Origin of the sequence: Candidatus Avelusimicrobium sp. (assembly GCF_051874775.1) — a bacterium.
Classification (GTDB): domain Bacteria; phylum Elusimicrobiota; class Elusimicrobia; order Elusimicrobiales; family Elusimicrobiaceae; genus Avelusimicrobium.
On record NZ_JBJEGE010000009.1, the window covers coordinates 32,412 to 52,629 of the forward strand.

Below are 20,218 nucleotides of genomic sequence, written 5' to 3' on the forward strand. Positions count from 1 at the left end.
CTTGACAAAACGTATCTTATATGATACACTTATAATATGAAAAGAGAGCAAACGGTATTATTTTCAAAATGGTTTGATAAACTCTGCGCCACGGTGCAGGATAAAATCGCCGACTACATTGACCGCGTTCTTTGCGGCAATACGTCCAACTGCAAATCCGTCGGCAAAGGAGTTTACGAAATCAAAATAAATTACCAAAAAGGATACCGCGTATATTATACGATGTTCCAAGGCAAAGCCGTCTTGCTCCTGCTGTGCGGTGGGCATAAAGGAACGCAAAAAGACGATATTAAACAAGCCCACGCCATTAAAGAATACTTGGAGGGGAAGTATGGAAAACAATGATTTTGAACTGGCAAAAGAGGATTTTGACACCTCTTACGCCAAAATCTTAAAAGAAAACCCAAAACGCCGTGAAGCGTTTAAAAAACGTATCATTGCGGATTATAACCGTACGCACAATTTGCCCGTGTTCTTAATGAACCTACGTATTTTGGCGATGTCCGGCAATATCGCGGAACTGTCGCGTAAAACCGCCATTAAGCGGCCCAATGTATACCGCCTGTTAAAAAAGGACGCAAACCCCGGATTTGCCACATTAATCGGACTTACGGAAAATCTGGGCATAAACTTTCAGTTTACGGCAAAATAATAGAGCCCCGCTCCGGCGGGGTTTTTAATCCTATGGCAAAACTACCTTCTGTCTACAAACGCGCCGGATCCCCTGTTTACTGGGGTTCTGTGATGGTCAACGGAAAGCGCAAACAATACGCCCTTTGCGAAAACAAAGCGGCGGCACAGCGTATGCTGGCAGATATAAAAGCCGAACAAAAAGGCCGCTCCAAATACGGAGCGACCCCAATTCTATCTTTTATAGACCGATATATGGAATGGGCCCTCGCAAACAAGGCCCAACAAACGGTAGCCCGCGACAAAATTTCCTTAGAATATCTGCAAGAATTTACTCATATAACAGATTTGGCGGATATTACGCCAGCATTATTGGATGAGTTCAAAACATGGCTAAAAAATCGTACTGAAAAAGTCCGCCCTAAAGGTAAAAAGAAATATCCACGTGCGCGGGGCGTTTTGGGACCGCACGGAATCAACCGCACAATACAAAGTATCAAAGTTATTATGCGAAAAGCCGAAGCATGGGGATTAATTGAGCCTCAAAACTGGAGCAGTATTAGCAAATTCAAAACTCCCAAGGGCCGTATTGAATTTTTTGAAGCGGAGGAAATTTCTCAAATTCTATCTTATGCCCGTTCTTCCGCAGCGGAATATCCTCCCGGAAAAACCCCTCCATGGGAAACTATTATCCTGTTAGGAGCCCGCGCTGGGCTTCGGCGGGCAGAAATTCACAATCTGATGTGGAAAGACATTGATTTCCAAAAAGGAATCTTATCCGTAACGCCCAAAAAAGATTGGACGCCAAAAGACTATGAATGCCGGGATATTCCTTTGTCAGCAGATTTAAGAGAGCATTTACAGCACTTGCCGCATAAAGGCCCTTATGTAATTTATGACCGTTATGGGGTGCGGCTTTCTTTAGATAGTTATACGACCTATTTTCGTGACAAAATCGTCAAAAGATGCGGTCTTGAAGGAAATGTTCATAAATTGCGCCACACTTTTGCCAGCCATCTTGTTCAAAATGGGGTAGATTTATATACGGTTTCTAAACTTTTAGGCCATAGTTCTATAAAAACTACCGAAATATACGCTCATTTGTCGCCAGTAACCCTGGCAGGAGCCATTGAAAAGTTACCAAAAGTGTAGTAAAAAATGTAGTAAAAAAATAAATAATTTCGCTCAATAAACAGGAACATTAAAGGAACCGGAAAATTATTTTGTATAGCGAAAAAGGCATATTTTTTAACTTTTACTATACAGGAAACAAAATACTCCTCGTATCCCGCCGAGCGCATACTTAAAATCCCCGTGATAAACGGGGTTTTTTGTTTGGTGAGAGGAACAGGCAAACTGCTTTGCCTGTGTTGGGAGGAGAAGACCAGAGCGATGTTTTTGCGTGGAATAAGCAATAAGCAGGGCAAAAAAATAATCTATGAAACTCCCCGTGCTTACGCATGGGATTTATTGTGAGCTGTACTTATAAATACAACAGTTTGAAGCCGACACCCAAACTCCAGTCTTTGGTACGCCAGTTTCCGGCAGCGTGCGTACTGCCGTTAATATAAAATGCCGTACCGTCGTTAACCAGCGTGCCGATTTCAAGTTCGGGAATAAACTCTGCCTGTCCGCCGTGTTCATAATCAATATAATAATATAAGTTGGTCAGAACCCACCACTGCGCCGGCGACATATATCCGATATTGGCGCGCAAACGACCGTAGTTTACATCGTCACGTGCGTGGTCTCCGACCACAGACTGATAATGTTTATATCCAAAAGCCGCATACAAATTTTTCGGGAGAGAAAACAAAATAAACGCCGAAGGGCTGAGCTGCAGTTTGCCCATACCCAGCCGTTTATCGGTGGCAGTAGGAAGAAAAAGTTCCATTTTAAAACCATAACCCAACGTCTTATCGCCCTCCGGAATCAACCACGAAAAACTGGCCAGCACGTCGCCCAACCCGTTGACGGATTTCTCCGGCGATTCATAACGGGACACGGGGACCTCTATTCCCCAGTTAAAACGCTCATCAATAACGCGGTACGCCTTCAGCGTAAGCTGGGTGAACGAGATTCCTCCTGAATCATCTATGGCGGTGGTGGACGGATTCACCTCAAACGTGGTAATATTTTCCGTCGGTACTACCCCATAATGATACGAGCGTTGGATTTGCGCGTTAGACGGTGTGCAAATCCACAGCAAAATTCCTAATGTCAGACATTTGCGCAGCATAAATCCCCCTATCTATTTATCCTACACGAATGATACGCCCCGCAGTTTATTTACCCTTCACGCGGCAAATTTTCTTTTCTTCCTGCGGACAAAGCGCTGCTTTTTCGCGGTCTACCGGCCGCCCCGAAATAAGCAGAAAGCGTGCTCCGGAACAATATGTTACAGCAAAAATTTCTCCCCCTGAGATACGTAAAAGCGAATTTTTACCAAACCGTTTACGACCTCTACGGCCAAATTGGGCCTTTCCTGCAAAAACGTACACAAAGGTAGTGTTCTCAGGCGGAGCTTGGTACTCAAATACCGCTCCCTCCGAAAGCGTTACATCAAACAAAACTGTCCCCGCGGGATGTTCAAACACAGCTCCGGGGGTATCACTGTAGCGGCCGGAAAGAACACGCACCTGCACACCGTCCCCCGTACGGACCAGCGGTACGTTTTCGCTGTCCAATTCCAACCGTATTCCCGCCCCGTCAGATGGTTCAAAAGCTTTTATCCAAAGCTCTAAGTTAAGTACGTCCACAGAGCGCTCAGCCGTTTCCTGCCGCAGTCCGCCCACCGTATTGACCATCGCCTCAGCCTCTTTTCCCTCCGGCATTTCCGCAGGATGCAATACACCCGTTACTAAATAGTTGATAGCCAGCCGATCCGGTTCCGGCGCCGGAATGGGCGCAGCTGTGCGGTCAAATTTTTCTCCGCAATAACAAACGCTCAAAAAAGAAAACGGATCAAAATCTTTTGCGTTTTTACGCTCCACCAACCGATAGACCATCAAACACGGTCCTGCCGGATCTACAGGCTGACAAGAACGCTTCCCCGATGTCTTTTTCCCCATAAATACCCCCTTATTGCTTTCTTTATGAGGTTAGTTTAACGGCAGAGTAATTGTTTTCCGAATAAAAAAATAGATTAGTTCGGAAATTAACCGTCTCCGAGCCCGTCAAAAACATCAGCGTTCCGACGCAATCAGCGCATAACCGTCCACCTTTCCATTCTCATCTTTACAGACAAATACGTCCCACGGCGTATCTTCGTACAAGCCATTTTCGTGCAGCAAGTCCATACGCACTTGAAATGCGTTTCCCGAACTCGACCTCTCAGCCGCTTTAAACATTCGTTTGGAGAGATCGTCATTGCGAATCACTTCGGCAAAGAAATCTTGTCCCAGCAAATTGTGCACACGGCGGCCCGTTGCTTCTAAGAAAGCTTTATTGACGTACGTCATCTGATAGTCCAAATCAATCATCACAGCGGGCATTTCCACGTACTCCAACGTCCGCGCCAGCGAACGCGACGCGTCGCCAAGCATTTTGCCTGTCTGGCGCAGTTCAATGCGAAAACCAAGCAGTTTGGCCATCAGCCCCATCAATTCTTCTGCTCCTTGCCCATAACTGCGGCGCGAAATACGCGAGGCAAAGCACAATGCTCCCTGCACTTCGCCGCCTACGTAAAGCGGGGCGGCAATCAGCGATCCAAAACCCTTTGCCTGATGTAAACACCGCGTACACGAAGCGTTTGCCAAATCCGCAAACATTACTACATTGCCGTCCAAAACGTCCGTCAAACATTCTTCTACAGGGAACACCATTTGGCGCTCCAAGTGAAAATCGTTCTTGGTAACGTATACAACGGAACTTTCCGGTCCGCCTTTACCTTGATCAAAGCGCAGCACCAAACCGGCCTGTGCATTAAAAATTTTTTGCCCGAATGCCAAAATTGCATCTACCTGCTCAGTAATGGTAATCCCAACTTCGCGCGTAATACGGTAGAGTTCACGCACTTGTTCGTCATATACGCGGTTTTCGGAAACATCTTTAATCCACAGCACGGCTTCGGCACGGCCGGAAATCGGCGTTACCGTCACTTCGTAACTGCGGGGGAGCTCCTTGAGCATCCAGTCAAACTCAAAATGCGTACTGACATTAATGGACAGCGCTTCTTTAATTGCAAACATCGCGCGGGAAGCAGCTTCTTGCGGCCAGAATTGCACAGGCATTTTGCCCAAAAAGACATTTTTTACGTCAGCATTCGTCAAATAATCCAAATTAGAGTACGCTTCCAGCACACGGCCGTCACTGTCGGTTTTTAAATACAGACCGGGCAGTGCTTCGCGCACGCTTTTCAGTTCGCGCGCTTCTTTGGAATCCTTGGAAAGTTGATCCATTTGGGACGTTAAATCGTGTATAACCACAAGAGCAGTGTCCTTACAAGGCAAATCAAGGGCTGTTACCACTACTTGTGCGGCAAATCCTTTGCCTTCTTTCTGGCGCACCGATGTATGAAAAGACGTTTTACCCTGTGCAGCAAGTTCCCGTTCCGCCCGTTCAAGTGTCAGTACAGGAGAAGCGTCTTCACGCGAAGGATCAAAAAACAAGTCTTTAAACGCCAGATGTACAAGTTCATCGTGTGAAAAACCTGTTTTTTGGGCAAGATGTTTATTGGCCTGATCCAGTTGGCCGAAGCGTCCCTTCTCCAAAAAAATGGAAAATACTACACCGTCCGTCGCTTCTAAAAGCGCGCTGAGCTGGGCAGAACGTTCTTCCAAAATTTTCATAATCTGGCGGTGGAACACTAAACTGCGCAAGACAAATAAATACCGGCCGTCGGCTTCTTTAACGGCTGTCAAACGCACAGCGCAGTTTTCAAGACCGCCGCCCACCGTAATGAAGTATTCACGGTTAGACAACACTCCGTCCGCCTGAAGCGTTTTTAAATCTTCGTCAAACACAAGTAAAGAATCCGCGGAAATTACCGCACGCAGGTATTGGCCTTTCAGTTCTTCCTCTTTTAACTGGCATAGAGAACAAAACAAATCGTTACAAACTTCAATTTTAAAATCTTCCGAACAAAGCGCATACGGCTCGCTGTTGGGAAGGACCAATAACTCCTTAGTGCTTTTCGGCATGCCCACAGGCAATACGGGCGGAGGCGGCGGAACGGGAGCGGATTTTTTAACGGGCTTTTTGCGCTCCTCCGGCGGAGCGGGCGGCGTTTTTACCGGTTCTTTACGTTCCAAGAAAACGACGTAATCCGCTTCCACCGTACCGTCTTTGGTGTCACGTTTATTGATAGGAATAAACGTTACCGAAAGGGGTAATGTTCCGGTGCCCTCTATGTGGTTGGGAAACATCTTGGCTGCGCGGGCGAAATCAAACACATAATCCATTTGAGCGGGAAGCCCCTGCTTGAGTTTTTTACGCGCCGCCAACGATACCGCAGGGCGCATGTATACGTTACGGTAGAATTTTTTGTCGGCTTCCGTAAAACCGAACATATGGCGGGCGGATTCATTCATTACCGAAATATAACCTTTGTGCGATAAGATGAATGCCGGTGTAACGTTTTTTTCAAATGCGGAGCGGAAGCGTTCGCGCTCGTTTTTCACATCGCGCAGCTGGCGGTTGGAACCCGTCACGTCGCGCACGAAACCCAGCACAATACGCCGGCCCAAATACTTGGAAACCACAGCCGAAAATTCCGCCTCCGCTTCAACACCATTTTTTTTCATAAAATGCACTTCAATAGCAGACGACGCGTTCTGCGCACCCGCCAGTACGGCGTCATACTTATCTTGCAAGAATAAACGGTGATCTTCAGCGGCAAAATCCACCAGTGCACGGCCCGTAATATCTTTGACCTCCTCAAAGCCCAAGAAGCGGCTAAACGCGCGGTTGGCGTAGATGATTTTTCCTTCGTCCAAAATCATAAAGCCTTCGCGGGCGTTTTCCATCAAAAGCATATTTTTATCGTTGGCTTCGCGGATTTGTTTTTCCATCTTCGTTTTTGCCGTAATGTCTTCCGACACCATCATCAAACAGTTAGGGGTACCGTCGGCATTAAACACGGGGGTTTTAACCGTGTGCATAATTTTAATGCCCTCGCTGGCGGTGGAAATAAGTTCCTGCGGAATATTCTGTTCCCGCTTGCTTTCAAACACGCGCAAATCGGCCTCGCGCAAGAATTCGGCTTGGTCTTTGTTAATGTCCGACCGATACGCTGTGCGGCCGATAACATCTTCCGAAGCGACGCCGAACAGCTCCTCGCTCTTTTTGTTCCAAACGATGTACTTTCCGTCGTAATCTTTTACCGAAAGCGCCACCGGCAGTTGGTTAATAAGCGTCTGCAAAAAGTTGCGCGCGTCCACAATGGCGCGTTCCTGTTTTTTCTTTTCGGAAATATCTTCCGCCACAGTCAGCACCATAAACGGTTTGCCGTCTTTGTCAAAAACCGGCACTTTGATTAAATGAAGCAGCAGTTTGTCGCCGTTTTTGGTAACGTACGTTTCTTCCGGAAATTCCAACATTTTTCCGTCTTTGAAAAGCGCCTTTTCGCGTTCTCCGTAGAAATTGTCCTCACAATGGTATTCGGATTCCCCTGTAAACATTTCCGCAGCTCGTCGGTTTACGAACGAAAGCGTATCGTCTACATTGCGCGCATAAATGGCCACGGGTACGTATTCCAAAATAGCCTGCAAGGCGTTTTTCGTTTCTATCAGGTTACGTTCCTGTAAACGCTTTTCGGTAATATCTTCTACAAGCGTAATGACAAACCCCTCTTGTGAGGATTGACTGTTTACCGGAACTTTTACCAAATGCAAAAGCTTCTTTTCTCCAGTAGCAGTAACATATTTTTCTTCGGGAATATCCCGCGTTTGGTCGCTTTGCAAAATTTCCTGTTCGCGGCTGATATACTGGCTGACCTGATCCGCCGTTTCGTGCGGCAGATTTCCTTTTTCGTCATACGCTTCTTCGGCAATGTTACCAAACAAGTGGTTGCAAATCTTGTTGCGCAGCAGCATCCGTCCGTTTACATCGCGCGCATACAGCCCAATTGGTGCGTTCTGCACAATAGCAGACAGAAACCCGTTGACGCGCTGGATTTCTTTTTCCTGCTGGCGGCGTTTGGTAATATCCTCCACAATCGTCAGCACAAGCGGTTTCGGCCCCGCATCCATCAACGGAACTTTAATCATATGAATAATTTTTTCATTTCCGGAGGAGTCAATATACACTTCTTCCGGATAATCGCACGCTTTGCCGTCGCGCAAGATCTGTTCTTCACGCTGGCGGTGGGCTTTAACCACTTTCTCATCTTGGTATGGGTGGGGATGGTCAACCTGCTTGCTGTCGTGCTCATTTAAGACCTTCATACTTTGCTTATTGTAGAAGGTCATTTTGGCATCACAGTCGCGCGTATAGAGGCCCAGCGGAACATTATCTAAAATAGCCTGCAAAAGCGTACGGTTGCGCTGGAGTTCTTGTTCGTGCAAATGATGCTCGGTCACATCCTCGTACAAACTGAGAATAAAACAACCCTTGCCGTCCTGATCCGCAAGCATTGTTTTGGTTACCGACAGCACGCGCTCCCCGCCGTTTACGTTATTGTATGTCAACCGCACGCCGTACTGCGTCTGCTGTTTGGAGCAGATTTCTTCATCCATACGCTTGACGGATTGCACTACTTCTTTAGGTAAAAAACTGTAAATACTTTGGTTTAACACGGACGGGGATTTATGCCCAAACAACTTTTCCGCGTTTTTATTCCATTGTAAGCAAATACCGGCCAAATTCTGCACCGTTACCGCAACGGGATATCCGTCCACAAGCGAAGCCAAAAATGCCTTTTCGGCGTTTAATTGCCTAAAAAGAGGAACATCTTCCAGCGTCAGCATAATAAACGGTGTGGAGGCCAGCGGACGCGCGCCCACGCTGACAGACAGAGCTTCCGCATCCGGATTGACAATATCCAACACCATTTTTTGGGAGGAGGAAGCGTCCGAAAGCGAACGGATTTGCGTCATTGTCAACCCCAAACGGTCCGAGCGGGAAGAAGTAAGAGAGGAAACGTCCGTACGCAACAGTGCGGCGGCAGCGGGGTTGGCAAACGTAATTTTACCGGTAGCGTCCAACAGTAAAACGGCTGTTGGGAACTGATGTAAAAAGGCAAACATTTCAGGCGTCAAAACTTTGACGGGGGCTGTGGCGGAATTATCTTTACCGGAAAAAAGCGAAAAAAGTTTATTGGACATATTTCCTCTATATGGTGAGACAAATAAAATCTTACGATTATATACTAATAAATTCCGCTCCGGCGCGCAACACATATCAAGGAACGCGCACGGCCGCGTGCGTACGGAGCGGACTAACCCTTTTTTACGGTTCTGCGCCCGCCGCAAAAACCGTATACTTCGTACAGGGGGAGATATGAAACGGCAACTGTATATCGTTTTATTGATGGCGTCCGCAGCGGCTTGGGGGCAAAATGCGCCTTACAGACCCGTTACGCTGCGCGCGCCCGCGCAATACCTGTCCACCAACGAATACGCGGTGGAGGACACCTGCCACGGACACAACATTTTAAAACAATTTTCCTGCAACAAAAACACACCGGACGGGTACACCTGTTTCGACGTTTATATGACGGAGGGCGATCCCGTGGATTCGGAACGCTATACACTGCTTAACCAATCGGTGAGCGAGGTGCCTGAATCGGCACAGCCGCAATGCCCTTTCCAACAGCTTGACTGCGCGGAATTTTTACGGACGCTTCGCTATAATCTGAATTTTTCTTGGTTTATTGATAATTTTCCCTCCTCATCTTTTCCCCAATGTGCGGAAACCTATTCTTGCACACGTATTTCGTGTTTAGCCCCCCTGCCGGACGCGGCGGACGGTTCCCCCCGAGCGCAAAAACTTTCGTGCGTGTTTAAGAAAAACCAGATTTTCTTTTTGGGCTCGCAGATAACCTGTAAAGACAAAAATACCCGTTAACCGTTGAGTCTCCCGCGGACTGTGCCCCAAATTGCTATAATGAAATATATGCTTTGGGCCCATTTTAAAACTATTTTTTCGTTCCGTATTTACCACCGTTTGGCCGCCGCTACGCGCACACAAACGGTGTGTTTTGCTGTATACCTTTTTTTTCTGTCGCTTATCGTGTTCCATTTTGCGGCGGGAGACAAAATCAAGGAAAATTTACCCGTTTTCTTAAAAAATTTTCCCGTTGTAACCTTCGAAAAAGGCGTACTGACCGCGCCGCAACAAGAGGTCCGCGCCGAAATTGCGCAAAGCGGCTTTTTTATCACGTTTGACGCACAACGCAAAACCCCGCCCACGCTTGATGAAATGACGGAAAAGCAACAGCTGATGTTTATCAGCCAAAACAAACTTTATATGCCTTCTTCCGCCGGCGTGCAAAGCCGCGATATCCCCCCGTCCGTTTCGTTTTCCACCACGCCCGAATTTTTAGCCAAAAACCAAGCCGATATCGCCGCCGCGTTAAAAGTGGTGGCGTTTTTGACGGCTTGCTTGCTGGTTCCGCTGATGATGCTGTTCGGTTTCTGCACGGCCGCAGCGGTGGGATTTTTCTTTAAAACCCTCACGCGCGCCGACGTTTCTAATGCGGTTATTTGCAAATGGGCCGTTTTTCTGCTGGGGCCGCTGGCCGCGCTGTGGTATGTGCGGATGTGGTTTTACATTCCGCTCTTTACGCTGGCGCAAGTGATTTTGTGCATTATTTACGTACAACAAATTTTCAACACGCTTACGGAGGACCGCTGATGCTTATTAAACTGATCCGCTCGTTCAGCTCCGCACACCGTCTGCCGCATTACGACGGCCCGTGCCACGACCTGCACGGCCACACGTGGAAAGCCGTATTTATTATTGAAGGGCCCGTCAAACCGGACGGAATGGTGTGCGACTTTAAAGTCGTCAAAAAGCTGTTGGACGACAACCTGCCCGACCATAAATTTTTAAACGACTGGGTGGAAAACCCCACCGCCGAAAATTTGGCGCAGTTTTTGTTTACCAAAATCGGCGCGAAACTGGCCGGAACGGGGCTCAAATTAAAAACGCTGGAAATTTGGGAGAGCGAAAATGCCGCAGCCGTCGTGGAAGGTTAACGAGGTTTTTTATTCCATTCAGGGCGAAGGCAAACATACTGGTATGCCCGCCGTATTCGTACGTTTGGCGGGGTGCAGTATGAACTGCCCGTTCTGCGACACGAAATACGCCTTTCAAACGGGCGAAGAATGGGACGAAACGCGTCTAAATGCCGAACTAAAAAAATATCCGTGCAAAACCGTTATTGTAACGGGCGGAGAACCGACCGAACAGGACGCGCCCGCACTGTTTGCCGCACTCAAAAATGCGGGCTATACCATCCATTTGGAAACAAACGGCTCCGTTGATACGGACGTCAGCCTTGTAGATTTCGTCTGCGTATCGCCAAAAAAGTACGTCAGCGCGGAAATGCTCAAAAAAGCCGACGTCATTAAAATCGTTGTCGGGCAGGACACCGACCTTGCCGATTTGAAAAAATACTATGCGTATGAAAACGCCAAAACGCAGATTTATCTTCAACCCGAAAGCAACAAACAGGAGAACATTGACCTATGCGTAAAACTGCTAAAAGAACACCCCGCCGCGCGGCTAAGCCTGCAAATGCACAAAATGGCAAATATCCGCTGACGGAAGAAAAGATTTTAAACAACCTGCGCGAAATTTTGGCCTACATCGGCGATGACCCTTCCCGCGAAGGCTTACTTGAAACGCCGCACCGCATTTTACGCAGCTGGCAGAAACTTTACGGCGGATACAAAATGAAGCCGCAGGACGTGTTAAAAACATTCACCGAAGGTTCCTGCGAAGAAATAGTGGTACTGAAAGATATTGAATTTTATTCCACCTGCGAACACCATTTACAGCCGTTCTTCGGGACGATTTCCATCGGCTACCTGCCCAAAGGGCGCGTACTCGGGATTTCCAAACTGGCGCGCCTCGTCGAAGTGTTTGCGCGCCGCCTGCAGATTCAGGAAAAACTGGTGGCCGAAATCGCCGACAGTTTAATGGAAACCTTAAAACCGCACGGCGTAATGGTGGTATGTAAGGCCAAACATATGTGCATCAGTTCGCGCGGAATTGAAAAGCATAATGCCGTAATGGTAACGAGCGCGATCCGCGGCGCGTTTAAAAAAATGGAAGTGCGCAGCGAATTTTTGGAAATGATTAAATAGAGATTCCTCATTCCTCGACGGAGAAAACATGACACCGCAATTAATGGGCATTGTAAACGCCACGCCGGATTCTTTTTACGACGGAGATCCGCAAAATAATCTGGCTTCTTTACTGGCCAAATGCAACGATTACGTGCAAGGCGGCGCCGATATTTTGGACATCGGCGGAGAATCCACCCGCCCTTCCGCCACGCCCGTGTCCGCGGACGAAGAAAAAGCCCGCGTACTGCCGCTTATCGCCGCCGTACGCCGAGAATGGCCGAAAATCCCCGTATCGCTCGACACCGTTAAAATCCCCGTCGCGCTGGAGGGATTAAAAGCGGGAGTCAACATTATTAACGACGTCAGCGGCACACCGGATAAAGAAATGTTCACACTCGTCAAAGATTTTAACGCCAAAATCGTCGTTATGCACACGCGCGGCACGCCGCAAACGATGCAAACCCAAACCGAATACAGCGATTTGTTGGGTGAAATTAAAGACTTTTTGGCCCGCAAAATTGACGAAGCCGTTTCGTGCGGCATCGCCAAACAAAACGTGATTATAGACGTAGGTTTCGGGTTTGCCAAAACGCGCGCGCAAAATTACGAACTCTTAAAACACCTTGCTTTTTTCAAAGACTTGGGCGTGCGGATGCTTGTCGGGCTGTCGCGCAAAACCTTCCTCAGCCAAAAGTGCGAAGGCGCGCCCAAACGCAAGGCCCAAACGCTGGCGGCCAACTTGGTGGCGCTGCAAAACGGGGCCGACATTTTGCGCGTACACGACGTAAAAGAAACGCGCAAAATCATCAATTTTTACGAAGAGCTGGAGTCTTCCAAATGACAACGGTTTACCTCACGCAAACGGGCGCGTTTACTGCCCGCCACGGCCACGGCGGCACGCTGGCCGAGGACGTGCACGCACACACTTTCCGCTACGAGGTAACCTTTCACGGCCCGTTAAACGCGGAAGGATATCTGCTTGATTTCCGCCGACTTTCCGCCGCGTTTGAAAAAGAAATCAATCAACACTTTGCCGGACGCAACTTAGGGGATTTTTTTGAAAACCCCACTACCGAAGCCGTCTGCCTGTGGATTTACCGCCGCGTGCGCGAAATGTTCCCGCACCTCTACGCCGTAAAAGTGGCCGAGGAAGCGGACCGTTGGGTGGAATACAGGGGAGAAGAATAATATGCCGCAAGCCGTCATCGCACTGGGCAGCAACATCGCCCCCTCCAAAGAAAATATCGACCGCGCCGTCGCCGCGTTATCCGAACTCGGCACGGTAAAAGAAACCGCGCCGTACATTGTTTCCAAGCCGGAGGGATTTACAAACCAAGCTGATTTTATTAATACGGTCGTTATTCTAAGTACGCCGTACCGGCCGCTGCCGCTTCTAAAAAAATTAAAAGAATTGGAAGTACATCTCGGGCGGACGCCGACGTTTCCCAACGGGCCGCGCGTGATAGATTTGGATCTGCTGTTTTACGACGACAAAATACTGTTTGAGGACGACGACAAATACCCCCTTATCGTGCCGCACCCGCGTCTGCACGAGCGGGAATTTGTGTTAAAACCGCTTTCTTATATCTTGCCGGAATACATTCACCCTAAACTGGGCAAGCCTGTCTACCGGCTGTATAGAGAACTGATGAAAAAAAAGGGCGCGCCGGAATGTCGAATTTTGTAGAATAAAGAGGATAGAAGCATAAACTAAATTAAGGAGAAAACTCGTAATGAAAAAAGTAACCACTTTATTGGCCGCAGCCTTATTTTTGGGCGCGTGCCACTGCACCTGCACCAAAACCGCGTGCAAAAAACAAGCTCCCGCCAAACCTGTTGTGCAAGAGCCCGTTAAAAAAGCCGCTCCCGTAAAAGCGGCCCCTGTAAAACCCGCTCAGGTAAAAGAAGAAGATTTTTCCGAAGTGGCCAAAGTGGCCCGCAAAACGGACAAAGGCTTAGTGCTTTCTTATAAAAAACCGATTAATTTTGCCTATAACAGCGACGAAATTTCCGACGAATCGCTGCCGCAAATCCGCGCTACCGCAAAAGCGCTCAAAAAATACCCGAACAGCACCGTACGCGTAGCCGGTTATACCGATTCTTTGGGCGACGCCAACTACAATGTTGACCTTTCCCAACGCCGCGCCAAAGCCGTGGCAATGCAGTTAGTTAAAGAAGGCGTGCCGGCCAAGAACGTATCCTTTATCGGTTACGGCGCCGCCAATCCGGTGGCTTCCAATAAAACCAAAGAAGGCCGCGCGCAGAACCGCCGCGTGGAATTGGAAATTACTAACAAATAAGGCTTTAACGGTATACACTAAACTACCGCAGGCAATACCCTGCGGTAGTTTAGTTTTTATTTATATCCTAACGGTTTACAAATTATTTTACTTTCTGCCAGAATCATATACTTCCGTTACACACGAATCATACCATTCTTCCATCACAGGAAAGTTATCATTATAATGATTGGGCATTACTGTTATCTTCTATCCAAAAAGTCCATTTCCAAGAGCGAAGCTGCGAAACGAAAACAACCGAGAGATAGATAAAAACACTCTCATCAAAAATCCGCCCCGACAAAATACGCCGAAGCGGATACGATATAAAACTATTTTTCTAACGGCTCATTCCTGCAAAATAGCTGCGGATTCTTGTGGCGCCGTTAAAAGCGATTGCTCCGCTTTATTATCCGCTTGCGGCTTTGGGGATTTTCTCTTAAATAATCCGAAAATGCCGCCCACACCTTTTTTGACTGCATTGGACGCAAAATTATTTGCAATCCCCTGCGTCACAAGAGACGACACGGACCCCAATACGCTCATACTCCCCGTCGGGTTAGCCACCGTCCCGCCAATGTTAAGTTTAAGCGGCATAATCCCGTCCGCATAATGCTTGCCCGGGGCCGCCTGAACGCTCATATCTACTTTCTCCGTTTTAAAATTCGTCTGTCCCGAAAGCGTGAAAGACACCGTGTCCGAAACAAAAGTTCCCTCTTTCATATCGGCCACGCCGGACTTGAAGTAAATACTCGTATCAAACTGGTCAAATTTCATCCGCCCGTCCATTTTGCGCGAGGAATACGGCACCATAATTTGCACCGGTTCCCCGTTCGGTCCTTCCACTACTTTGATCACTTTTTCCGCCGCGGTTTGAGCGTCCTGCTCGGCAGAGTCATCTGCTCCGACCAATCCGTTTAAAACGGAAAACACATCCAACGAATTGAACACTTTTCCCACCACGTTGAGCGACAAAAACAGCACCTTTGTTACCGGACTGGCGTTTGTCAAACGGTACAAATCGCGGATTTCACCGTTTTCGGTACGTAAACTTAAACTACCCTGCGCCTGTTTTAAATCCGGTGTAAGCCCCTCTAAATCCGCTTTAAACACAATATCCGTTCCATAGAAAAACGGCGCGTCGAGCGAAGCAATCCGCACATCCGCCAATACGGCTGCGGGCGGCAGGTTCCACTTCGTTTTGACCACCGGTTCAATATGCGTATCCGCTACAAAATCCGGTTCCGGCTCTTTGGCTTCGGAGTCGGGCATAGGCGGCAGCGTAACGCGTTTGGCCGACGCATTCAACACGGCGGCGATTTTTTGAAGCGTCTGCGTAACGCGAAAATTTACTAAAAAAGGTTCCCCGTTTAAATTTCCCGTCAATTTGCCGTTTACGACGCCCGTTTTCAAATCGCCGGATTCGCTGGCGGTGAGCGACGCATTTAACCCCTTAAATGCGCCCGCATACGGGAAAACGCCTTCCGCGTCTGACAAGGACACCTCTGCCGAAAGCCGCTCGTTAGACACCTCCGCCGTTCCGCTTACCCCGCCGCCCAACGCATACGGCTTCATCAGTTCCGGCGCGAGAGAGGCCAGTTTCGCCAAATCCGCCTGGAACATCAACCGCGCGTTATAAAGCGGTGTTTGGGCAAAATCAGCCGTCACGCCGCCGCCCGCCTGCAACCCCGCCATAGAGAATCCAAATGAGGAAATTTCCGCTTTTTGGGCCGGTAAATCGAAAGATGCTGCCGCAGAGAAATGAATCTGCGGCACAAAAAAAGCAGGTAACTCTGCCATAAAAGGCTTTAACGACGCAGCAGATAAACGCCTCAAATCAGCCGAAAACTCCGCCTGCGGGCGCGTAAAATCGTGCGCGGAACCTTGCACGTTTAAAACGGCATCATTAGCGCGGACCGAAAGCGCCCCCAACTGGACATAAGCATTTTGCCAATTCATTTCGCCCAAATGAACGCGCGCTTCCAACCCAACCGGAAATAATGCAGACACCGGACCGGAGCGGTACTCGCCCGTTGCGTTTAAACGGACTTCAAACAAGCGGTCTATACCCACCCCGTGCGCCGAAAAAGAAGCCTTATGCACCCGTACGGAAAATTCCGGCTCCTGCAAATAGGCAAAATTGACGTTACGCAAATCCACCCGATTTGCCGTAATACGCACCGGCAGGCCCGGGGAAGATGCGTCCGGCTCTGCAGGAGAGGCAGTTAAGGAATCAAAATTAAATCCGCCGTCCGAATTTCTGATAACTTGCACGTAAACGCCGTTTACGGCCAGCGAGTGCACTTTAACGTGTTTATGCAGCAAATGATACCACGAAACGCGCAGACGAAGCCGATCCACGCCCGCAAAAGTGCCTTCTTTAAAACCGCCCGCTTCTGACACCGCCAATCCGTTGATTTTTATGCCGAGCAAACTGGCGGATATTTTTTCAAGCCGTACCTCGCGCTGCAGGGATTCGGACAGTTTCGCCGCTACCCGGCGGCGCACCCAAACCGAGGACGACACCCACCGCAAAGATAAATCAAATAATACCAACAAAATAAAAAACGCCGTTATTCCATATACGGCGCGTCTGCCCCATTTCTTCATAACGCCCCCGTTCCGCTTTTGGCATTATCATTATAATGAATCATCATCAAATCCGCCTGCTGTTTTTTTATTTATTTTCTTTCTTTTTCGCCAAAGACGCGGCCAAACTGTATTTACAGCCGCAATATGTTTGGGCATAAAGGCCTAATTCTTTGACAAGCGCACGGCGCAGCTCTTCCAGCCCCCCTTTGCGCCAGTTGGCAGGCCAATACGGCTTGACGCTTTCCTGCCACGCGCGGCGCGCGGCTTCGTTTACCTGTGCCAAGTCTTTATAACGCGATACCCCCAGGACAGAGGTCAACGCGTCAAACTTATGCTCAAGAGCGTACTGCTGCGCTTTTTTAAGGCGCATATAAAAACATTCCGAACAGCGTTTGCCGCGTTCCGGTTCGTTTTCAAAGCCTTTCACCGCTTTATCCCAAACTTCCGGTTCGTAAGGCAGCTCTGCGAATTTTAAGCCGAAAGCTTCGCACACGCGGCGTTGCTCGTCGCGCCGTTTTTCATACTCCGCCGACGGATAAATGTTGGGATTGTAAAATAAAACGGTGGCGTCTACGCCGTCGTCCGCCAATTTTTTGATGACGGCGCACGAACACGGCGCACAGCAGGAAAGCACAAGTAATTTTACTCCGGACATATTTATATTTTACAAAATCCGCGCGAGTCCATAGCACGTTACGTCAGGGAGTATTCCCTGCGAGAGTTCTCTATACTGGCCGGGGCTATTACAGTCATCCCGTGGTGTTTCTGCGCGGGATCTCCGGCGTTAAAGCAGTGTCCGTAAAAAAGCGGCAGATTCTGAACAAAAAATTTCAAAATGACCTGATAAGGAGGGAATACACAAGAGAGAAGTGGTTGAGACTGCATTTGCAGAAAGCTGGTAAAGCCGGGGAGTGGCCTACATAAGAAACCCCCCTGCTATGCAGGAGGGTTTTTATTACATCTTTCAATTCATTCTAACTTAGTTGTTGGCCTCTTCTTCTTCCGTTTTGAAAGAATCTTGCAACAGCTGACCCAAGGTCGGGCGCGGAGCCTGTTTTAAGTATTGGGCAACCACTTTGCGGTTCTGCACCTGATCGTATTTTTTAACGGAGAGGTTGACCGTAAAGGTTTCCGGATTTACCCCCACCACAAGCGCAGTAATGGTTTCGCCTTCTTTGGCGGCAAAATCGCGGCCCATTTCAAACGGGCTGATGAAGCCTTTGGTGTTGTTTTTGCCAATCGTACACTCCACCCCATTCTCGGCGTCCACTTTCGTGATGACGGCTTTGACGGAGCTCTTGTATGGATAGCGGCGTTTCAAGGCGTCGGCGGGATTTAAGAAGAGCTGCTTCAAACCAAATTCCAAGCGCGGAGTTTCTTTGTCCAACGTCAGTAATTTGGCTTTCAAGCGTTGGCCGCGGCGGAAATTGGCAATGGCGGTTTCGGGTTCTTTCCAAGCGATGTTTTCAAGCGTTACCACGCCTTCAATGCCGTGGAAGCGCAGGAACAGTTTTTCTTTGTCCACTTTGGATACGACCACGCGTAACACGTCGCCTTCTTTAATTTCGCCCAGCACCTGCTCGCGGCGGACGGCTTCGTCCTCTTCCAACACTTGTTTGCGTGAAACGATGAGTTTCTGTTTTTCTTTGGAAAATTCAACGATTTGCGCTTTGATTTTCGCGCCCACAGGCAAATAGTGTTTGTAAGCGGTGTGCAGTTCGGACAGGGATAAAGGCATAAAACCGTTTACGCCGAACACTTCCACAATGTAACCGCCTTTAACGCATTGCACGATGGTGCCTTTGACGCGTTCTTTGTCTTCGTAAGCTTTTTTGCAGATATCCCAGCCTAAAAATTCCAACGCTTTTTTATGGGATAAAATGGAAGGTCTTTCATCGGAACCGCGTTTTACCAAAACGGCGGACACGGTATCCCCCACCGCAGGAAGCGGCTTGCCTTCAAATTCGGACACGGCGATAGCGCCTTCTTTTTTCGCGCCGGTATCCACTAAAATATAATCTTGGTTAATCTGTACAACGGGTACGTCTACAATTTCTCTTTTGTACAACTTCTCCGATAAAGACTCTTGCTGCGCAATTAACTGGTCCATCGTCATTTCTTGTTCGTTAATTGTTTCTTCGGTTTGTTTAATTTCTTCGTTTGTCGTCATAAGTCCTTATTACAGGTTCTCCCGAAGGGAAAATCTGCGTTGACCTCCGTTAGATATGAATTGAATTTATTGCTTCCATTACTTCGTTTGCAAATTGTTTATACTGCGCTTTCGGTTCCAAAGCAGGATCTTTTTTAAAATACGTAACCGTACCGAATTTCACGCGGATTTTACGGACCCACGGCCAACCGAACGTACCTTCCACTTTGACGGGAAGAACGGGCGCACCCGTTTTATAAATCAAAAATCCTATGCCGCTTTTGGGCTTTTGCGGTTTGCCGTTTTTACTGCGCGATCCTTCCGGAAACATTACCACGCTTTGGCCTTGTTCCAAGGCGCGCACCACTTCTTTAAGCGCGCCAAAATCCCCAATCGTGCGGGCGCGGTCTACCGGAATATAACCGCTGCGGCGGAAAAACCAACCGAGCAGCGGAACGGAAAAAAGTTCCTTTTTCGCTACAAAACGCGAATCGCGCACCAGACCGGCAAAACTGCCTATGGCCGGCGGATCGGCGTTAGACAAGTGGTTCCCCGCTATAATAAGAGCGCCGGTTTTGGGGATATTTTCGAGCCCCTCCACCTTAAAATCGTAACAGGTTTTAAAATAAACCCTCGCCACTAATTTTATCAAATTAAGAAGCATAATGCTCGACTTTCTCCAAAATCGCCCCAATAACCTGCTGCATATCGAGCGCGGACGTATCGATAATCACGGCGTCGTCCGCGGGTTTTAAGGGGCTGGCGGCGCGGTGGGAATCGCGGTAGTCGCGTTCTTTAATCATCGCCAAAATTTGATCGTAATCGGCCTTTTTGCCCACTTCCTGCAGCTGTTTGACGCGGCGTTTGGCGCGTTCCTCTGCGGAGGCGTCCAAATAAAATTTCATTTCCGCGTCCGGAAACACCACGGTGCCCACATCGCGCCCTTCCATTACGATACCGCCGTCCATTCCCACTTCGCGCATTTTTTCGGTAAGCACCCGTCTGGCCTCGCCGTTGGTGGACACGCGGCTAGCAACGCCGCCTACCTCTTCCAGATGAAGCTTCGCTCCCAAAAATTCGCCGTCTACGAACATTTTCAGCGCGGCGTCCGGCTGGCGCGCAAACGTAAAACGCAAAGCGCGCGCAGCGGCCAAAACGGCGTCGTGATCTTCGGGACTAATCTTCTTTTCAAACACTTTGTAAGCAAGCGCGCGGTACATTTCCCCTGTGCTTAAAAAACCGTATCCCAACTTAGCCGCGACGGCTTTGCCGACGCTCGATTTGCCCGTGCCCGCAGTGCCGTCAATGGCGATTAACATTCCGTTGGCGCGCAT

General features: G+C 48.7%; 20 protein-coding genes. 12 read left to right on the top strand and 8 right to left on the bottom strand.

What is annotated here, in order from left to right:
* Positions 1–36 precede the first annotated feature (36 nt).
* Genes ACI351_RS01915 through ACI351_RS01925 form a run of 3 tightly spaced genes read left to right on the top strand, consistent with a single transcriptional unit; the run spans position 37 to position 1,782 of the window.
* A complete protein-coding gene (locus ACI351_RS01915; protein WP_439733569.1) occupies positions 37–345 on the top strand; it encodes a type II toxin-antitoxin system RelE/ParE family toxin in 309 nt (102 codons plus the stop codon).
* Positions 332–652, top strand: a complete 321-nt coding sequence (locus tag ACI351_RS01920) for a helix-turn-helix domain-containing transcriptional regulator (RefSeq protein WP_439733570.1) — start codon at positions 332–334, stop codon at positions 650–652. Before ACI351_RS01915 ends, ACI351_RS01920 begins: the two co-directional genes overlap by 14 nt.
* Before the next feature lie 32 nt (positions 653–684).
* The gene (locus tag ACI351_RS01925; RefSeq protein ID WP_439733571.1) at positions 685–1,782 is read left to right on the top strand and encodes a tyrosine-type recombinase/integrase; all 1,098 of its coding nucleotides are present in this window, start codon (positions 685–687) and stop codon (positions 1,780–1,782) included.
* A 331-nt stretch (positions 1,783–2,113) separates the two neighbouring features.
* Here the strand turns inward: ACI351_RS01925 and ACI351_RS01930 are convergent, their stop codons facing one another.
* From ACI351_RS01930 to ACI351_RS01940, 3 genes are all read right to left on the bottom strand, one after another.
* Positions 2,114–2,869, bottom strand: coding sequence for a hypothetical protein (locus tag ACI351_RS01930; protein WP_439733572.1), 756 nt, complete (start codon positions 2,867–2,869; stop codon positions 2,114–2,116).
* A gap of 46 nt (positions 2,870–2,915) precedes the next feature.
* Positions 2,916–3,701, bottom strand: coding sequence for a pirin-like C-terminal cupin domain-containing protein (locus ACI351_RS01935; RefSeq protein ID WP_439733573.1), 786 nt, complete (start codon positions 3,699–3,701; stop codon positions 2,916–2,918).
* Positions 3,702–3,815: 114 nt separating this feature from the next.
* Positions 3,816–8,894, bottom strand: a complete 5,079-nt coding sequence (locus tag ACI351_RS01940; protein ID WP_439733574.1) for a PAS domain S-box protein — start codon at positions 8,892–8,894, stop codon at positions 3,816–3,818.
* 175 nt (positions 8,895–9,069) lie between these two features.
* On the opposite strand from ACI351_RS01940, the gene ACI351_RS01945 reads away from it, so the two are divergent.
* From ACI351_RS01945 to ACI351_RS01985, 9 genes are read left to right on the top strand one after another with little or no spacing between them, the layout of a single operon-like run.
* Complete coding sequence (locus ACI351_RS01945; protein WP_439733575.1) at positions 9,070–9,636, top strand: hypothetical protein; 567 nt, start codon at positions 9,070–9,072, stop codon at positions 9,634–9,636.
* A gap of 48 nt (positions 9,637–9,684) precedes the next feature.
* The gene (locus ACI351_RS01950; protein WP_439733576.1) at positions 9,685–10,425 is read left to right on the top strand and encodes a DUF1189 family protein; all 741 of its coding nucleotides are present in this window, start codon (positions 9,685–9,687) and stop codon (positions 10,423–10,425) included.
* Entirely contained in the window at positions 10,425–10,769 is a 345-nt protein-coding gene (locus ACI351_RS01955) for a 6-carboxytetrahydropterin synthase (protein ID WP_439733577.1), read from the top strand. Before ACI351_RS01950 ends, ACI351_RS01955 begins: the two co-directional genes overlap by 1 nt.
* Positions 10,744–11,337 carry a 7-carboxy-7-deazaguanine synthase QueE gene (locus ACI351_RS01960; RefSeq protein ID WP_439733578.1) on the top strand — a complete coding sequence of 198 codons (594 nt, stop codon included), beginning with the start codon at positions 10,744–10,746 and terminating at the stop codon, positions 11,335–11,337. Before ACI351_RS01955 ends, ACI351_RS01960 begins: the two co-directional genes overlap by 26 nt.
* On the top strand, positions 11,262–11,882 hold the full coding sequence (folE, locus tag ACI351_RS01965; protein WP_439733579.1) for a GTP cyclohydrolase I FolE: 621 nt from the start codon (positions 11,262–11,264) through the stop codon (positions 11,880–11,882). The genes ACI351_RS01960 and folE overlap by 76 nt, the downstream gene beginning before the upstream one ends.
* A 28-nt stretch (positions 11,883–11,910) precedes the next feature.
* Positions 11,911–12,705, top strand: coding sequence for a dihydropteroate synthase (gene folP, locus ACI351_RS01970; RefSeq protein ID WP_439733580.1), 795 nt, complete (start codon positions 11,911–11,913; stop codon positions 12,703–12,705).
* A complete protein-coding gene (locus tag ACI351_RS01975) occupies positions 12,702–13,052 on the top strand; it encodes a 6-pyruvoyl trahydropterin synthase family protein (RefSeq protein WP_439733581.1) in 351 nt (116 codons plus the stop codon). The genes folP and ACI351_RS01975 overlap by 4 nt, the downstream gene beginning before the upstream one ends.
* 1 nt (position 13,053) lies before the next feature.
* Entirely contained in the window at positions 13,054–13,551 is a 498-nt protein-coding gene (gene folK, locus ACI351_RS01980) for a 2-amino-4-hydroxy-6-hydroxymethyldihydropteridine diphosphokinase (RefSeq protein WP_439733582.1), read from the top strand.
* A 46-nt stretch (positions 13,552–13,597) separates the two neighbouring features.
* A complete protein-coding gene (locus tag ACI351_RS01985; protein ID WP_439733583.1) occupies positions 13,598–14,164 on the top strand; it encodes an OmpA family protein in 567 nt (188 codons plus the stop codon).
* Between the two features lie 327 nt (positions 14,165–14,491).
* On the opposite strand, the gene ACI351_RS01990 is transcribed toward ACI351_RS01985, so the two are convergent.
* The 5 genes from ACI351_RS01990 to cmk form a co-directional block, all read right to left on the bottom strand.
* Complete coding sequence (locus ACI351_RS01990) at positions 14,492–16,753, bottom strand: AsmA family protein (protein ID WP_439733584.1); 2,262 nt, start codon at positions 16,751–16,753, stop codon at positions 14,492–14,494.
* Between the two features lie 67 nt (positions 16,754–16,820).
* Entirely contained in the window at positions 16,821–17,390 is a 570-nt protein-coding gene (locus ACI351_RS01995; RefSeq protein WP_439733585.1) for an epoxyqueuosine reductase QueH, read from the bottom strand.
* A gap of 324 nt (positions 17,391–17,714) precedes the next feature.
* A complete protein-coding gene (locus ACI351_RS02000; protein ID WP_439733586.1) occupies positions 17,715–18,905 on the bottom strand; it encodes a S1 RNA-binding domain-containing protein in 1,191 nt (396 codons plus the stop codon).
* 49 nt (positions 18,906–18,954) lie between these two features.
* Positions 18,955–19,548, bottom strand: coding sequence for a lysophospholipid acyltransferase family protein (locus ACI351_RS02005; protein WP_439733587.1), 594 nt, complete (start codon positions 19,546–19,548; stop codon positions 18,955–18,957).
* Positions 19,538–20,218, bottom strand: coding sequence for a (d)CMP kinase (gene cmk, locus ACI351_RS02010; protein WP_439733588.1), 681 nt, complete (start codon positions 20,216–20,218; stop codon positions 19,538–19,540). The genes ACI351_RS02005 and cmk overlap by 11 nt, the downstream gene beginning before the upstream one ends.

Coding starts and splice junctions, on each gene's coding strand:
- ACI351_RS01915 (WP_439733569.1), top strand. CDS start 37: ATGAAAAGAGAGCAAACGGTATTATTTTCAAAATGGTTTGATAAACTC.
- ACI351_RS01920 (WP_439733570.1), top strand. CDS start 332: ATGGAAAACAATGATTTTGAACTGGCAAAAGAGGATTTTGACACCTCT.
- ACI351_RS01925 (WP_439733571.1), top strand. CDS start 685: ATGGCAAAACTACCTTCTGTCTACAAACGCGCCGGATCCCCTGTTTAC.
- ACI351_RS01930 (WP_439733572.1), bottom strand. CDS start 2,869: ATGCTGCGCAAATGTCTGACATTAGGAATTTTGCTGTGGATTTGCACA.
- ACI351_RS01935 (WP_439733573.1), bottom strand. CDS start 3,701: ATGGGGAAAAAGACATCGGGGAAGCGTTCTTGTCAGCCTGTAGATCCG.
- ACI351_RS01940 (WP_439733574.1), bottom strand. CDS start 8,894: ATGTCCAATAAACTTTTTTCGCTTTTTTCCGGTAAAGATAATTCCGCC.
- ACI351_RS01945 (WP_439733575.1), top strand. CDS start 9,070: ATGAAACGGCAACTGTATATCGTTTTATTGATGGCGTCCGCAGCGGCT.
- ACI351_RS01950 (WP_439733576.1), top strand. CDS start 9,685: ATGCTTTGGGCCCATTTTAAAACTATTTTTTCGTTCCGTATTTACCAC.
- ACI351_RS01955 (WP_439733577.1), top strand. CDS start 10,425: ATGCTTATTAAACTGATCCGCTCGTTCAGCTCCGCACACCGTCTGCCG.
- ACI351_RS01960 (WP_439733578.1), top strand. CDS start 10,744: ATGCCGCAGCCGTCGTGGAAGGTTAACGAGGTTTTTTATTCCATTCAG.
- folE (WP_439733579.1), top strand. CDS start 11,262: ATGCGTAAAACTGCTAAAAGAACACCCCGCCGCGCGGCTAAGCCTGCA.
- folP (WP_439733580.1), top strand. CDS start 11,911: ATGACACCGCAATTAATGGGCATTGTAAACGCCACGCCGGATTCTTTT.
- ACI351_RS01975 (WP_439733581.1), top strand. CDS start 12,702: ATGACAACGGTTTACCTCACGCAAACGGGCGCGTTTACTGCCCGCCAC.
- folK (WP_439733582.1), top strand. CDS start 13,054: ATGCCGCAAGCCGTCATCGCACTGGGCAGCAACATCGCCCCCTCCAAA.
- ACI351_RS01985 (WP_439733583.1), top strand. CDS start 13,598: ATGAAAAAAGTAACCACTTTATTGGCCGCAGCCTTATTTTTGGGCGCG.
- ACI351_RS01990 (WP_439733584.1), bottom strand. CDS start 16,753: ATGAAGAAATGGGGCAGACGCGCCGTATATGGAATAACGGCGTTTTTT.
- ACI351_RS01995 (WP_439733585.1), bottom strand. CDS start 17,390: ATGTCCGGAGTAAAATTACTTGTGCTTTCCTGCTGTGCGCCGTGTTCG.
- ACI351_RS02000 (WP_439733586.1), bottom strand. CDS start 18,905: ATGACGACAAACGAAGAAATTAAACAAACCGAAGAAACAATTAACGAA.
- ACI351_RS02005 (WP_439733587.1), bottom strand. CDS start 19,548: ATGCTTCTTAATTTGATAAAATTAGTGGCGAGGGTTTATTTTAAAACC.
- cmk (WP_439733588.1), bottom strand. CDS start 20,218: ATGCGCGCCAACGGAATGTTAATCGCCATTGACGGCACTGCGGGCACG.